Annotated in this window: 15 protein-coding genes and 1 pseudogene; 8 read left to right on the top strand and 8 right to left on the bottom strand. The window is 60.7% G+C overall.

Annotation, left to right across the window (positions count from 1 at the left end):
- Positions 1–124 precede the first annotated feature (124 nt).
- The 3 genes and pseudogenes from FHX08_RS05275 to FHX08_RS05265 form a co-directional block, all read right to left on the bottom strand.
- On the bottom strand, positions 125–286 hold the full coding sequence (locus FHX08_RS05275) for a hypothetical protein (protein ID WP_165911843.1): 162 nt from the start codon (positions 284–286) through the stop codon (positions 125–127).
- A 391-nt stretch (positions 287–677) separates the two neighbouring features.
- Positions 678–1,208, bottom strand: a pseudogene (locus FHX08_RS05270) (dihydrofolate reductase family protein).
- A gap of 154 nt (positions 1,209–1,362) precedes the next feature.
- Positions 1,363–1,593, bottom strand: coding sequence for a hypothetical protein (locus tag FHX08_RS05265; RefSeq protein ID WP_132654250.1), 231 nt, complete (start codon positions 1,591–1,593; stop codon positions 1,363–1,365).
- A gap of 251 nt (positions 1,594–1,844) precedes the next feature.
- On the opposite strand from FHX08_RS05265, the gene FHX08_RS05260 reads away from it, so the two are divergent.
- The gene (locus FHX08_RS05260; protein ID WP_132654248.1) at positions 1,845–2,036 is read left to right on the top strand and encodes a hypothetical protein; all 192 of its coding nucleotides are present in this window, start codon (positions 1,845–1,847) and stop codon (positions 2,034–2,036) included.
- Between the two features lie 162 nt (positions 2,037–2,198).
- On the opposite strand, the gene FHX08_RS05255 is transcribed toward FHX08_RS05260, so the two are convergent.
- Positions 2,199–2,540, bottom strand: coding sequence for a KTSC domain-containing protein (locus FHX08_RS05255; RefSeq protein WP_132654246.1), 342 nt, complete (start codon positions 2,538–2,540; stop codon positions 2,199–2,201).
- 42 nt (positions 2,541–2,582) lie between these two features.
- On the bottom strand, positions 2,583–3,029 hold the full coding sequence (locus FHX08_RS05250) for a hypothetical protein (protein WP_312862111.1): 447 nt from the start codon (positions 3,027–3,029) through the stop codon (positions 2,583–2,585).
- A 304-nt stretch (positions 3,030–3,333) separates the two neighbouring features.
- On the opposite strand from FHX08_RS05250, the gene FHX08_RS05245 reads away from it, so the two are divergent.
- The 4 genes from FHX08_RS05245 to FHX08_RS05230 all read left to right on the top strand — a co-directional run bounded on the left by FHX08_RS05245 (position 3,334) and on the right by FHX08_RS05230 (position 6,980).
- Positions 3,334–3,891 carry a terminase small subunit gene (locus tag FHX08_RS05245; protein ID WP_132654244.1) on the top strand — a complete coding sequence of 186 codons (558 nt, stop codon included), beginning with the start codon at positions 3,334–3,336 and terminating at the stop codon, positions 3,889–3,891.
- Between the two features lie 20 nt (positions 3,892–3,911).
- Complete coding sequence (locus FHX08_RS05240) at positions 3,912–5,408, top strand: terminase (RefSeq protein WP_132654242.1); 1,497 nt, start codon at positions 3,912–3,914, stop codon at positions 5,406–5,408.
- 433 nt (positions 5,409–5,841) lie between these two features.
- Positions 5,842–6,129, top strand: a complete 288-nt coding sequence (locus tag FHX08_RS05235; protein ID WP_132654240.1) for a hypothetical protein — start codon at positions 5,842–5,844, stop codon at positions 6,127–6,129.
- A gap of 122 nt (positions 6,130–6,251) precedes the next feature.
- Positions 6,252–6,980, top strand: a complete 729-nt coding sequence (locus tag FHX08_RS05230) for an SOS response-associated peptidase (protein ID WP_132654238.1) — start codon at positions 6,252–6,254, stop codon at positions 6,978–6,980.
- A 447-nt stretch (positions 6,981–7,427) separates the two neighbouring features.
- Here the strand turns inward: FHX08_RS05230 and FHX08_RS05225 are convergent, their stop codons facing one another.
- Positions 7,428–8,609 (bottom strand): hypothetical protein, encoded by a 1,182-nt coding sequence (locus FHX08_RS05225; RefSeq protein WP_184326940.1) that lies wholly within the window; start codon positions 8,607–8,609, stop codon positions 7,428–7,430.
- A gap of 190 nt (positions 8,610–8,799) precedes the next feature.
- Between FHX08_RS05225 and FHX08_RS05220 the strand changes: the two genes are divergently transcribed.
- The 3 genes from FHX08_RS05220 (at position 8,800) to FHX08_RS05210 (ending at position 10,993) form a co-directional block, all read left to right on the top strand.
- Positions 8,800–9,369 carry a transglutaminase-like cysteine peptidase gene (locus FHX08_RS05220; RefSeq protein ID WP_184326939.1) on the top strand — a complete coding sequence of 190 codons (570 nt, stop codon included), beginning with the start codon at positions 8,800–8,802 and terminating at the stop codon, positions 9,367–9,369.
- Positions 9,370–9,658: 289 nt separating this feature from the next.
- Positions 9,659–10,141: a DUF3597 domain-containing protein gene (locus tag FHX08_RS05215; protein ID WP_184326938.1), complete on the top strand. Its 483-nt coding sequence runs from the start codon at positions 9,659–9,661 to the stop codon at positions 10,139–10,141.
- A gap of 372 nt (positions 10,142–10,513) precedes the next feature.
- Complete coding sequence (locus tag FHX08_RS05210) at positions 10,514–10,993, top strand: hypothetical protein (RefSeq protein WP_246698285.1); 480 nt, start codon at positions 10,514–10,516, stop codon at positions 10,991–10,993.
- 435 nt (positions 10,994–11,428) lie between these two features.
- On the opposite strand, the gene FHX08_RS05205 is transcribed toward FHX08_RS05210, so the two are convergent.
- Together FHX08_RS05205 and FHX08_RS05200 are read right to left on the bottom strand one after the other, a co-directional pair.
- Positions 11,429–11,647, bottom strand: a complete 219-nt coding sequence (locus FHX08_RS05205; protein ID WP_184326937.1) for a hypothetical protein — start codon at positions 11,645–11,647, stop codon at positions 11,429–11,431.
- Entirely contained in the window at positions 11,644–12,399 is a 756-nt protein-coding gene (locus FHX08_RS05200) for a COG4280 domain-containing protein (RefSeq protein WP_184326936.1), read from the bottom strand. The genes FHX08_RS05205 and FHX08_RS05200 overlap by 4 nt, the downstream gene beginning before the upstream one ends.
- Positions 12,400–12,559 lie beyond the last annotated feature (160 nt).

The following is a 12,559-nucleotide window of genomic DNA, read 5'->3' as shown; positions in this document are numbered from 1 at the left end:
TCGAGATATATGGACTGATATCCACGCCGAGGGTCGCAAGGCAGTCCATGCGGATAAGCAGCAATCCGCATGATGGAAGAGATGCGTCCGGTCGTAATCCCGATACTAAGGCCATTCGTCGCAGTTACCGGCCGCTCTCGTTGACACCCGACGCCCTAGGCGTTGTCTCCACCTCGCCAGGCGTAAAGAAGGTCAGATACGCGACGGCAAGAATGACCCCGATGACGAATATCGTCAGCACGTACCGGATCATGCCATTGCTGGCTTTTTGCTCTGTATCGTTCATGCGCTTGCAACACGGTTTGAACCTGTTTGTTCCAGACGCCTTCGGCCTGGATATCGCTTCTTGCCGCCGCCGTCTCCAGCCCCCCCGGTGCCATAGCCGCCATCATCCTGCTTACCATTCAAGTTGTCTGCGCCAAAGAACAGATCTTTACTAGGCGAGCGGATGTGGAGTTCAGTTTTGGATGGGTTTGACGTATCGGCCTTCGCAAACGCCAAAGCGTCATCGTCAGCGCACAGCACCGCCGCGACAGAACGGGCTTTTCGATAAAGTGCCAGAAGTGCGCCGCGGTGCAGAGGACGTCAACGGGATGACGCCGGGAACGGTGCCGATGCACGGGCCGACGCTCCAGGCTTATGGAGGCAAACATGCCCCGCTATCGGCAGTTGTGCGATCAGGTGGGAACGTAGGTCAGCCGGATCACGTCCTCGTCGATACGCTCGCTGGCCGCAAGGTGCAGCCGCGGCCGGGGGCCGACGAAGAATGGCGTGCCGTGACCGAGCACGACCGGGTGGAGATAGAGCCGATATTCATCGATCAGCCCAAGATCGCCAAGGCTTTGTGCCATGACTGTTCCGCCGACGCCGATCTCCCCGACGACCCGCGCCTATATCTCGCGGATTGCCGTCTCCAGATCACCTTCGACAAGCCTGGCGTTGGGGCCGACCGAGGTCATCGTGCGTGATACGACCCACTTCGTCTGCTGCCGCCACGCGGCCGCGAATTCGCGTGCCGCGGCGTCCCAGTCATCGCGGTCTTCGTCCCAGTAACGCATGATCTCGTACATGCGCCGGCCGTAGACACTGCCCGGCGCGCTGCCCACCTGCTCGATGAAGTGACGGAAAAGTGTTGGGCCAGGCCCGAACGCCTGATGGTCGACATAGCCGTCCAGTGATACGTTCATTCCGAAGACAAGCTTGGCCATGCGCTCTTCCTCCGCGCCGCGCTCCGGCGCATCTGATTGCATGATGCAATCAGTCGCAGAATAACCAGACCAGTTTCAAATTGCAATCGGCTATTCAGATAAGCACGAAGGCTGACGCATCGAAACATCTCAACGGCAAACCTGCCGACAGGTTCTAGATATCGGCCATCCTCAGCTCGATCAGTTCACGCGCCAGTTCGTAGGTTCCGTCTTCGTCGTCGCCGGAGGCCGCATCGATCAGCTCGGCGGCGGCCTGATAGACTTCCCGCTCCTCGTCAGCGGAAAGCAAGCCCTTGTTGCCAAGCACGGAGATGAGTGCGTTCAGAACGGCGGCGGCCGATAGTGTAATTGCCTCGGACGTGAGACGCGTGGATTCTGAAGACATTTTTATTCCTCGATCGCTACAACAACGCCTAAACAAAACGTTGGGCCTGCAACAAGTTCCAAGTCGAGACCCGACGCGAAGGATCAGGTTGATCTTATCGCGACAATAATGGCAGCACCACCCCTGCTGATTGCAAGAATTGGCCGGCCCCGCAGGCAGATTTTTTTCCTGAGAAAGCTTGATTATTACGACCTTGCCGTGGACTTCCATTACCGTGCAATCTTGACCTGTGCGAGATTGGCACAGTAGCTGTGAGCAGCCTGCCGACGACCCCGACATCCTGCCATGCCTTCGTCGGCGGCGAATATGAGATCGGCGATACGTTCGAAAGCCGCCTGCGCAAGGAATTCGAGGAAGAGACGAATGCCGGCAAGAGAGGCCCGCTATCTCTGCACTCTTCTGTCCTCGCCGATAACCCATTGATCCTGAATAAGTATTTCTAAAAACACGGCAAAAACGCCCAAAATTCCGGCTAAGTCATTGATTCTGAATAAGTGATTCACTTACCTCCCAAAATACGCGTAAAGAAATTCGATTCAGGAAAGAGCGCCGAACGACAAAAAAATATAAAAGTTTTTTCGTCCGGATGCGTCACTTATTCAGGATCAAGGACTTAGCCATTTTTGCAGCCATGCCGGCAGGCCGGCACCGTGATGCTGGTGCGGCGGCGCGTGGTGGAGGCTCGGCTGTTGTGCCTCGAGATCGCCGCGGGGGCGAAGCCAGGGAAAGGCAAAGCGGCTGCGGGGTACGACGTCGGTGCGCGGGAAAACGCTGTGGATGTGCTGCGTGTAATACCAGCCCGGCGATGGCGCGGTGACCAGGTTCTTGACGATGCCGGGCGGCACGTTGAAATAGCGGCGACGGCCTTTCAGGCGCAGCTCGACATCGAGGATCCGCGTCCTCGGATTATAGATGATCTCCTTGATCAGTCGTGATGAGATTTCCATTGTCGCCACCCACAAGCGGGTGCAGGGATCCCGGATGAGATCTCAGAACTGCGCCCTTCGCTTTTCGGGAGCAGCCGCCACCCTTGCTCCCACATTCATGCTCCTCACACTCATTGCCTTCATGCTTTGGGCCTGCATGTGAGCCCCCGCGCTCATTGCCCCCAGGCCTAGTGCTCCGGGGCCCGTGCCCGGCCGAATATGGATGCTCGCTCTCGTGCTCGTATTTGCAATGGCTCTTGCGCCGGCGATTTCAAGGGCGAGATTGGACGGCGCGATCTGGGTCTCGTAATAATCCAGCTTGTCCGCTGCCACTCTGAGGCCGACGATATGGCCGGGAATGACATTGAGATGAGTACGCGTGCTGCCATCGCTAAATTCAATCACCAGCCGGGAAGGTTGTTCGCTGTAACCGATCCAGGTAATCTCTCGTTCACGGCGGATCTTCTCGGACAAACCGAGAGCTTTTCTCAGTTTTTCAAGCATTGCCAATACCCTCTCCTTCTCCGTGCAGTATTGTCAAACTGATTCTCAATGCACCTGAAGCTTTTCATTCATTTATAAGCAGCGCTTATTTCCCTCCGGCCGCGATCCCGGTCCGTGCCGGGAGGCGGGCGCATCCGTTGCAGACGCGCCCGCGAGCCTGTTTTGGTGAGGCCAGAACGCAGGACACGAGGTCTGGCAGAAGCGCAAAACGCCAGGTGTTCGAAAAAGTTCCGGCATGGGACTTTGGTCTGATATTCGCGTCGACAACCCTTTCCCGGCTATGCCTGCCCACAAACCGGGAGCCGATCGCATGACGGAATTGACGGCGCGGCAACAGCGCTTCGTGGAAGAATATCTCGTCGATCCTGTCGGATCGCAGGCGGCGATAAGGGCCGGCTATTCCCCGCGCGGGGCCAAAGAGAGGGCCTGGCGACTCCTGCAGAAACCGGCCGTCGTCGCAGCCATCGAAACGGCGAAGGCGGAGCGCGCCGAGCGCACCAAGATCGATGCCGACTGGCTGCTGACGCGGCTTGCGGCCGAAGCGGAAGCCGATCTCGGCGATCTCTATGACGAGAACGGCGATTTCAAGCCGATCAAGGACTGGCCCGCCATCTGGCGGCAGGGGCTGGTGACGGATGTCGAAATCTCCGCGCTCTATGAGGGCACCGGCAAGGAGCGCAGGCAAGTCGGCCATGTGAAGAAGGTGAAATTCGCCGAGCGGCTGCGCCGGCTGGAGCTGATCGGCAAACATATCCGCATCAATGCCTTCAAGGAGATCGTCGAGCACAAGGGCCTCGGCGCGCTCGCCGAACGGCTGGAGCGGGCGCAGAAGCGCAGCGAGGAACAGAATGATGGCGGGGCGAAATAGAACCCGCGATGCTTAAGCCCATGACGTCTCAAAAATCCCCGCCCGCGCCGGACGAAAGCCGCGATCCCAACGACGATATCATCGAGCTCGCCGCTTCCTGCCGCTTCAGCCCGAAGCGCTGGAGCCGGCTTGCCTGGGACTGGGGTGTCGGCGAACTCGCCGGTTATGACGGCCCCCGCCCCTGGCAGGATGAGATCAACGAGCTGATCGGCACCCATCTGGCGAACCCCGAAACCCGCTACCAACCGCTGCAGATATCCGTCGCCTCGGGCCACGGCATCGGCAAATCTGCCGAAATGGGCATGTTGTCCAACTGGGCCATGTCCTGTTTTGCCGATTGCAAGGTGGTGACGACTGCCAATACCGAGGGCCAGCTGCGCACAAAGACGGCGCCCGAGATCGGCAAGTGGTTCCGCCTCTCCATCACCGCCCACTGGTTCGATGTGCAGGCCATGTCCATCAAGTCGCGCGATCCCGAGCGCAGCGAAAGCTGGCGGCAGGATTTCATCTCCTGGAGCGAGCACAATACCGAAGCCTTCGCCGGCCTGCACAACAAGGGCAGGATCATCCTCCTGCTCTTCGACGAGGCCTCGAAGATCCATGACAAGGTCTGGGAAGTGGCCGAGGGCGCGCTGACGGACGAGGATACCGTCATCATCTGGATCGTCTTCGGCAATCCGACCAGGAACAGCGGCCGTTTCCGCGAATGTTTCCGCCGCTTCCGCCACCGCTGGATTACCAGGCAGATCGACAGCCGCTCGGTGCCGGGCACCAACAAGCAGTTCCTGCAGCGGCTGGTGGACGATCACGGCGAGGATAGCGATATCGTCAAAGTGCGCGTGCGCGGCCAGTTCCCGAGCCAGTCTGCCCTGCAGTTCATTTCCGCCGACGATGCCGACCGGGCGCGATCCCAGCATCTCCGGCCGGAACAATATGGCTTCGCCCCCGTCATCATCGGCGTCGACCCAGCCTGGACGGGCGATGACCCGACAGTCATCATGCTGCGCCAGGGGCTCTATTCGAAGCGCCTCGCCACCATCCCCCGCAACGACAACGATATCGAGGTCGCCAATCTCATTGCCCGGCTGGAGGACGAATACGAGGCGGATGCGGTCTTCATGGACGCCGGCTACGGCACCGGCATCGTCAGCGCCGGCACGGTCATGGGCCGCGCCTGGCAGCTCGTCTGGTTCGGCTCCACCAAGGTGATCGACCCCGGCTATTACAATATGCGCGCCTATATCTGGGGCCAGATGAAACGCTGGCTGAAGGCCGGCGGCGCGATCGACCCCGCCAATGAGGTTCTCTACCAGGATCTCGTCGGGCCGGAGACCGTGGCGCGACTCGATGGCAAGATCCAGCTTGAGAGCAAGGAAGACATGAAGGAGCGCGGCCTGCCCTCGCCGAACGAGGGCGATGCGCTGGCGCTGACCTTTGCGCAGCCGGTGGCGAAGAAGGTTCGTCACCGGGCGGGGACAGGCGTGAAGGCGGCCGTGGACTATGACCCCTATGGTTAGGGCTGCACGTCCGGACTCTGCCTGCCGCTTAGATCTTCCTTGGGGGAGACCCCCGCCTCCATCGGAATGTGGTGCTTACGTCACCAGAGTGAGACCGGTGCCCGCGGCAGGCTAATCCCAATGCACGGCCCCGAGTTTATCCACAGATTTATTTCTGTGTTTACCGCGGAAAAAACCCGCAAAAACAGGACCTCCCTGGTGCAGAAAGCCGAACTAACCCAACTGGTTGAATTGCTGCCTCACACGCACGGGGGTCTAATCAAAAATGCCGCGGTGGAGGGCGCAGATGAGACAAGCACCGGGGCTGGGGCTCGTCTTTGTGCTGGGTGGCGAGCCCCCAATATTTTCACCAGCCATCCCACGAAATTGCGCCAGAAAAGATTGCCGCGGGAGGGACGCTTAAGGATGAGCTCCATCTTCAGAAGGTCCGCCAATGCCGCCATTGCTCGATGCCGACGACCCGAGCAGCCTTGATATTGTATGCGATGTCATCCTGGTAGACTGGTTCAATGCAGGAGTAGACACGTTCGATATCAGAGACTTTCGGGAAGAAATGGAATTGCACTATCAAGAGATGGGCAGGCCCGTCCCCGCAGAGATCGCTGATCCCCAAAAGCTCGTTCCAACCCTCCGGCTGCTGCAGGCGCGCATGCACATCGTCAAGCCGACGCGGATTACCGGTATCGAGTGGCAATTCCTGCGAAATGGTGACCGGGATTGACGGTGGCGGTCGTGCGCCTTGCGCCGCCTTTCACTCGTTGAGTTCGCATTTGAGATGCAGCTCATACGACTCGTTGACTCGACCGCCCGCCGTGACCAATCGAAAACAGCGGAGGCTGGGGCATGTGCGGACGCATTTACGTCAAAACCACACTCGAAGAGCTGATCAGCAATTTTGCATTCGCCGTAAAGGGCGGAGATATCGATGCTCTCGGCAATCGCTTCCCGCGCTGGAACGGCGCGCCGACGCAGGATTACCCTGTTGTCATCAGAGCGCTGGTCCGCGAGCCGGATACGTTCGGGCATATCTTTGAAGCCGCGAGCTGGGGGCTGAAGCCCCGCTTCTGGAAAACCGGCATGCCGGCGCCATTCAACGCGAGGTGCGAAGACGTTTCAACGAAACCGATGTTCAAGAACGCCTACAGGTCGCGCCGCTGCCTCGTGCCGATCAACGGCTTCTTCGAATGGAAGGACATCTTCGGCACGGGCAAGAACAAGCAGCCCTATGCCATCGCGATGAAGGACGATTCCCCCTTCGCCCTCGCCGGACTCTGGGAGATCTGGACGGATCCTGAGACCGGTATCGACCTCAAGAGCTTCACCATCATCACATGCGAGCCTAACGAGATGATGGCGACAATCCATAACCGCATGCCTGTCATCCTGCACCGGGCGGATTACGAGCGCTGGCTCTCGGCCGAGCCCGACCCCAGCGACCTGATGAAGCCATTCCCGGCCGAATTGATGACGATGTGGAAAATCGGCAAAGGCGTTGGATCGCCCAGGAATGACGGTCCGGAGATAATCGAGGAAGTTGATGAGGGCGACGAGCAGCAGCCGACGCTGATCTGATTTCACCGGTGTGAGCGGGCGTCTCGCATATCGAGGATCGTAGATCAGCGAACACCATTCCGACCCGCATTCCATAAAAAAAGGGCTCCATCGCTGGAGCCCTGATTTTGCTTGCATATGCCGGCTTATGCCGATCTTGGATCGTCATGCAGACCCCTCCTCCCTCATCTCTGCGGCCTCGGCCCAGCCCGATGCCCCAGAGACCCGGCGCGCCCGACACCTCTCGGCGCAGATGGCTCCTACGCTATACATGCGAGCCATCAACCGGATTCCTGTGACATATCTTACGCCAGCACGCCGACACAGGAACGAGGGAGGAAAGGGTATGCGCCCGGCAAATGCTGGCGGCTGATGCCGCCACCGGGCCGCATTCCGTTATGCTTTTGAAAGAAGGGCCTCTCTGAAGCCCCTCCTTCCGTTCTGAAGATCAGGCCGGACCCGGCCCGATCACTTATGGCCGTTACCGTTGCCACCGCTGTTGCCGTTGCTGCTGCCGCCGCTATTGCCACCGCTGTTGCCGCCGCTATTGCCGCCGCTGTTGCCACCGCTGTTGCCGCCGCTGTTGCCGCCGCTATTGCCGCCACTGTTGCCGCCGCTATTGCCGCCGCTGTTACCGCCGCTGTTGCCGCCGCTATTGCCACCGCTATTGCCACCGCTGTTGCCGCCGCTGTTGCCGCCGCTATTGCCGCCGCTATTGCCGCCGCTGTTACCGCCGCTATTGCCGCCGCTGTTGCCACCGCTATTACCGCCGCTGTTGCCGCCGCTATTGCCATCGCTATTGCCGCCGCTGTTGCCGCCGCTGTTGCCGCCGCTATTGCCGCCGCTGCTGCCGCCGCTGTTACCGCCGCTGCTGCCGCCGCTGTTGCCGCCGCTGTTGCCGCCGCCATTGCCGCCGCTGTTGCCTCCGCTGTTGCCGTTGCTGCTGCCGCCGTTGTCGTGACCGTTGCCACCGCCGTTGTCGTGATCCTTGCCGCCGCCGTTGTCGTGATCCTTGCCGCCGCCGTTGCCGTGATCCTTGCCGCCGCCGTGGTCATGGTCCTTGTCACCACCGTGGCCGTGGCCCTTGCCGCCGCCATGGTCATGGTCCTTGCCACCACCGTGGCCGTGGCCCTTGCCGCCGCCGTGATCATGGTCTTTGCCGCCACCGTGGCCGTGGCCCTTGCCGCCGCCATGATGATCGCCATCACCAGGGCCTGCACCGCCACCGTCGCCGGGTCCAGCGCCACCACCGTCACCAGGGCCTGCACCGCCACCGTCACCAGGGCCTGCGCCACCGCCGTCACCAGGGCCAGCGCCACCGCCATTGCCGGGGCCCGTGCCGCCGCCGTTACCCGAGCCGGAGCCGCCGGTATTACCGGAGCCGGAGCTGCCCTGATCCCCACGATTGCTGGAGGAGTTGCGGCTCGAAGCCTGATTGTCCCGGCCGAAGCGGTTGCCGCTGCTGTCGTTATTGACCGTGCGGCTGTCGTTATCGGTGCGGATGGATTTCGTCGGCAGGCACAGCCGGGCCTCGATCGAGCCGGGCTTGGCTGCGGAGCAGTTGACAACTGCCGGTGCGGCCATCGTGAGGCTGCTGCTTGCCAGAAGGAAAGCAACGGCGACGCTATACTTCGCTGCTTTGCGGATCATCTAATCTCTCCCAAAGTTAATAAACCGTTAATGAGGAGAGTTTTTATATTAGCGAACTGTTAATTCCAAGAATAAATCGTGGATAATGGCACAACCTCTTAATCTATAGTTAATTTCGTAAGTAATAAATTTTATTAAAGTTTTAGTATAAACTGTGTTACAGTCCCGCCGAGCAATAGAAGGGTGATTCATGCGGTGGCTTGTTTGTCTTGTTTCGCTTGTTTTCTTTCCCACGCAATTTCAGGCATTTGCCGGGCAAGCTTTACCCGTCACCCGAAGCATCGGCGCGCCGGTGGGATTCGCATCCGCCTGCGCTCGATATCGCTGGCTCTGCCATGAAACGTCAGGTCAAGGGGTGTCGACCGAGGTCGGCATGCCGCTGCTGCGCAAGGTCACCCGCGCCGTCAACGGGCGCGTCAGATCGGTGGAAGATCAGTCACCCAATGGCGATGACTGGACTTTGCCTGTCGGCGGACGGGGCGATTGTGAAGATTACGCCCTGCAGAAGATGAAGGATCTCATCGACGCCGGCTTTCCGGCGCACCGCCTGGCGCTCTCGGTGGTGATTGGCCCGCGCAACGAAAACCACGTCGTGCTGATCGCCCGCATGGACGATGGCGATTACGTGCTCGACAACCTCAACAATGCAGTAAAACCCTGGCGAGCCACGCCCTATACATTTCTGGCGACCCAGGATTTCCTCAAACGCTCGACCTGGCGCGTGACGCTCGCCGGCCCGAGGGCGAACGAGTTTTCGTAATGGAACCAGGCAGCCTGCCATGGCTGCCAAACGCGTGCGAACTCGCCCTCGAAGCTCTCGATTTCATGGAGAACGCTCCACAGCCGTCCTCATAAGGGGAGATCGAGATCAAAGCATCGGTGCCTTTGAGGGCACGGAAGCGGTAGGTCATGCCTCACCAGCCACACCCACGATGATTCCCATCGGAGGGCTTTGCGGATCGCTTCTCCACCCTACTTCTCTTCCGGTCAGCGGCTGGAGCTCCTCTCGCGAGAGGCGTTCCCGGCCTAACCACACGAGGAGGATTTCCGTGAGCGTCTTCGACCGCATCAAGAACGCGATCTTTGGCAAAGCGCAGGCTGCACCTGTTCCAGAGCCCTCGGCCGCACCCGCCGCCCCGCAAAGCGCCAGTGCCCCCGCCCAGCCGGCATCTCCCGCACCAGCAGCGAAGGCTCCGCCTGTCACGGAGCCCGCAACCGGCGCGCCGCCACCGGCTCAATCCAGCCCTGCTCAAACCGGCCCTGCTCAAACCAGTAATGCCGACATCGAGCAGATTCTGAACGCGGCCGTCAAGAAATCCGGCCAGAAGCTCGACTGGCGCCACTCGATCGTCGACCTGATGAAGGCGCTCGGAATGGATGCCAGCATGGCGGAGCGCAAAGAATTGGCTGGCGAACTCGGCTATACCGGCGACACCAATGACAGCGCCAAGATGAACGTCTTCCTGCACAAGGCGCTCATGAAGAAACTCTCGGAAAACGGCGGCAAGGTGCCCGCCGATCTCCTGGATTGAGAGCCACCAAGCCTGTCCACGCACGGCTGAAAGGCCGCTTGCCAAATTCCCGGTTTGGCTTGTTGCAGCGCCACCCTTTTACCGGCGTCATGCTCGGGACAAGCCCGAGCATGACGGAACAGCGGGTCGCAGCGCGAAGACTCACCATCGTGTGGAGCATCCGCCGAGAACCGATGAATTGGACAGACAGAGGCTGCTCGCCAGCGTCTTCCAGATGTCGTCCACGATTATTCCGCGCCGACCGCCTGCGCATCTCGACGCTGTCGGAAGGCGATGACCGGGCTTCGGCCACCGCTTCGCATCTCTCACAAGCCCATGCATCCTTTTGCTCCCTCATACGTTTGATCTGCTGCAGCCAAGGAGGAGACCGCAATGCCAGGGACCGACGGCAGGGACGATACCGACCGCAGGAAAGACAGCCTCGACGAAACCACGCCCACCCCGGCCGATGAGCAAGCGAGGGCCGAGGGCTTTGCGAGCGAGCAGGCCTATGAGGACTATCTCGATGCAGTTGCCGAGGATGCCCCGATCGAGGAAGTCATCGTCGATGTCGAGCGTGCCGCTTCGCGCGAGGAACTGGAGCGGCAGATCGAGGATGTGCGCCAGGAGATCAACAATCTGCGTGCCCGGCTTCACGTCATCCGCCATCGGGCGGGCAACGTCGTGGAAGAAAATCTGCGCTGGGCGAATGCGAGCGCGCATGCCCAGCTTGGCGATTATCCCTGGCTGAAACTCTCCAGCGCCATGGCCGCCGCCTTCCTGGTCGGCAGGGCCTTGCAGCGGTTGCCCTTCGGCTCGCTGGCAACGGCGATGGCGCCGCTCATTCTGGCCGCACGCCAAAGAGACCGGTAAGACCGTCTTTTCCCCGCTGCCTGCCGCCGCCCTGCTCCAGATGGCGGCATTTCGCGCGCTGCATGCCGGCAAGGCGATCGTCGAACAGGAAGTCGAGCAGCAGAACCGCCTTGCCGAAAATACGAACGGCTGCGCGCCAGGCACCCCGGCATTCCCGTAATGGCGGTTTGATGGCGTAGGAAGTGCGGCGCGGGAGGTAGGGATTGGATTGCGATGGGGTTAGGTTTGCGCCCGGAGCCCCCTCATCCGACCCTGCGGGCCACCTTCTCCCCCGTGGGGAGAAGGAGGAGGCCGCGGCACGGCCTACCGCATCATTGAGCGCTTCGATAGGAGCAAAGCATTGCGGCCACACCCCTTCTCCCCAGCGGGGAGAAGGTGCCCGAAGGGCGGATGAGGGGGCTTCGGGCGCCAGCGCCTGACCCAAGAGCCCTTACCCTACCGACGAACCTTCCGCCTTGCGGCACGTGTCACACTCTCCGCGAGAATGGCGAGACAGCCGGCAATGAGCACCACAGCCCCTGCCATCGGGCCGATGAGCCCGGATTTGACCGCGAACCCGACGCCGAGCACGAGCAGCAGGCTCAAAAGCGCCAGCGCCCCGTCATCGATGAACATACCGGTCAATTCCTTGAAGGCGATCTTGAGAATGTTCATCGGGCGACGGGCTCCATATGCGTGTCGTAATATTGCCGCAGCCATTTGACGGCGATGAAGGAGAAGGCGGCAAGAAGGGCGAAGATCGCCGGCAGCGACAGGTCCTCGCCCGGCCACTCGGTGCCGAGACCCTCGCCGACCCAGAAGATGCCGAAGGCCGTCAGCATCAGTCCGACGATGAATTTCAGCGTGTTTTCCGGCACTGACGACAGCGGCTTGTGGACAAGCATACCGATGGCGAGCACGGCGATGCAGGCAATCAGCGCGCCGATGGCCGCGAAGGGCAGCATGCCAGGCCTGGCGCCGGTGGCGATGACGATGAACACCACTTCGACGCCTTCCAGCAACACGGCTTTGAAAGCCGCCGTGCCCGCCAGGAAATCTGCCCGCCGGTCGGCCGACCGGCGCGCCAGCGCATCGGTCTCGGCTGCAAAGGCCCTTTCCTCGTCATGCAGCGCAATGAGGCCCGAGGCCCTGAGGATCGCTTTTCTGAGCCACCGCATGCCGAACAGGATCAGCAGAGTTCCGATGAAGAATTGCAGGATTTCGATCGGGATCAGCGCGAGCAGTGGTCCGAAGACCAGCACCAGCACTGCAAGCACGGCTAGCGCCAGCCCGGTGCCGATGAAGGCCGGCCGCCAGCTCTGCGTGACGCCGACGGCAAGGATGATGGTGAAGGCCTCCACGACTTCCACGAAGGAGCCGAGAAAAGAGGCCGTCACCGTGGAAGTTATGCTTGTTATTGTGGTCATGATGCTTGTCCGCGGTCATTTCGAAAGGGCAATGGAATTCAGATATAGCCGAAGGCGGAATTTGCCGGAGGATGGCGACGGTCGCCTGGCTGCTTCGATCTCAATCCCCCATTGAAGCGCATCGAGCGGATATCCCTTCGACATAGAGACGCAATTCCCC

Source organism: Rhizobium sp. BK529 (assembly GCF_014194105.1).
Taxonomy (GTDB): Bacteria; Pseudomonadota; Alphaproteobacteria; order Rhizobiales; family Rhizobiaceae; genus Rhizobium.
Note: the sequence above shows the minus strand (reverse complement) of the source record. Positions and strands in the feature narration are given on the sequence as shown.

Coding starts and splice junctions, on each gene's coding strand:
- FHX08_RS05275 (WP_165911843.1), bottom strand. CDS start 286: ATGAACGATACAGAGCAAAAAGCCAGCAATGGCATGATCCGGTACGTG.
- FHX08_RS05265 (WP_132654250.1), bottom strand. CDS start 1,593: ATGTCTTCAGAATCCACGCGTCTCACGTCCGAGGCAATTACACTATCG.
- FHX08_RS05255 (WP_132654246.1), bottom strand. CDS start 2,540: ATGGAAATCTCATCACGACTGATCAAGGAGATCATCTATAATCCGAGG.
- FHX08_RS05245 (WP_132654244.1), top strand. CDS start 3,334: ATGACGGAATTGACGGCGCGGCAACAGCGCTTCGTGGAAGAATATCTC.
- FHX08_RS05240 (WP_132654242.1), top strand. CDS start 3,912: ATGACGTCTCAAAAATCCCCGCCCGCGCCGGACGAAAGCCGCGATCCC.
- FHX08_RS05235 (WP_132654240.1), top strand. CDS start 5,842: ATGCCGCCATTGCTCGATGCCGACGACCCGAGCAGCCTTGATATTGTA.
- FHX08_RS05230 (WP_132654238.1), top strand. CDS start 6,252: ATGTGCGGACGCATTTACGTCAAAACCACACTCGAAGAGCTGATCAGC.
- FHX08_RS05225 (WP_184326940.1), bottom strand. CDS start 8,609: ATGATCCGCAAAGCAGCGAAGTATAGCGTCGCCGTTGCTTTCCTTCTG.
- FHX08_RS05220 (WP_184326939.1), top strand. CDS start 8,800: ATGCGGTGGCTTGTTTGTCTTGTTTCGCTTGTTTTCTTTCCCACGCAA.
- FHX08_RS05210 (WP_246698285.1), top strand. CDS start 10,514: ATGCCAGGGACCGACGGCAGGGACGATACCGACCGCAGGAAAGACAGC.
- FHX08_RS05205 (WP_184326937.1), bottom strand. CDS start 11,647: ATGAACATTCTCAAGATCGCCTTCAAGGAATTGACCGGTATGTTCATC.
- FHX08_RS05200 (WP_184326936.1), bottom strand. CDS start 12,399: ATGACCACAATAACAAGCATAACTTCCACGGTGACGGCCTCTTTTCTC.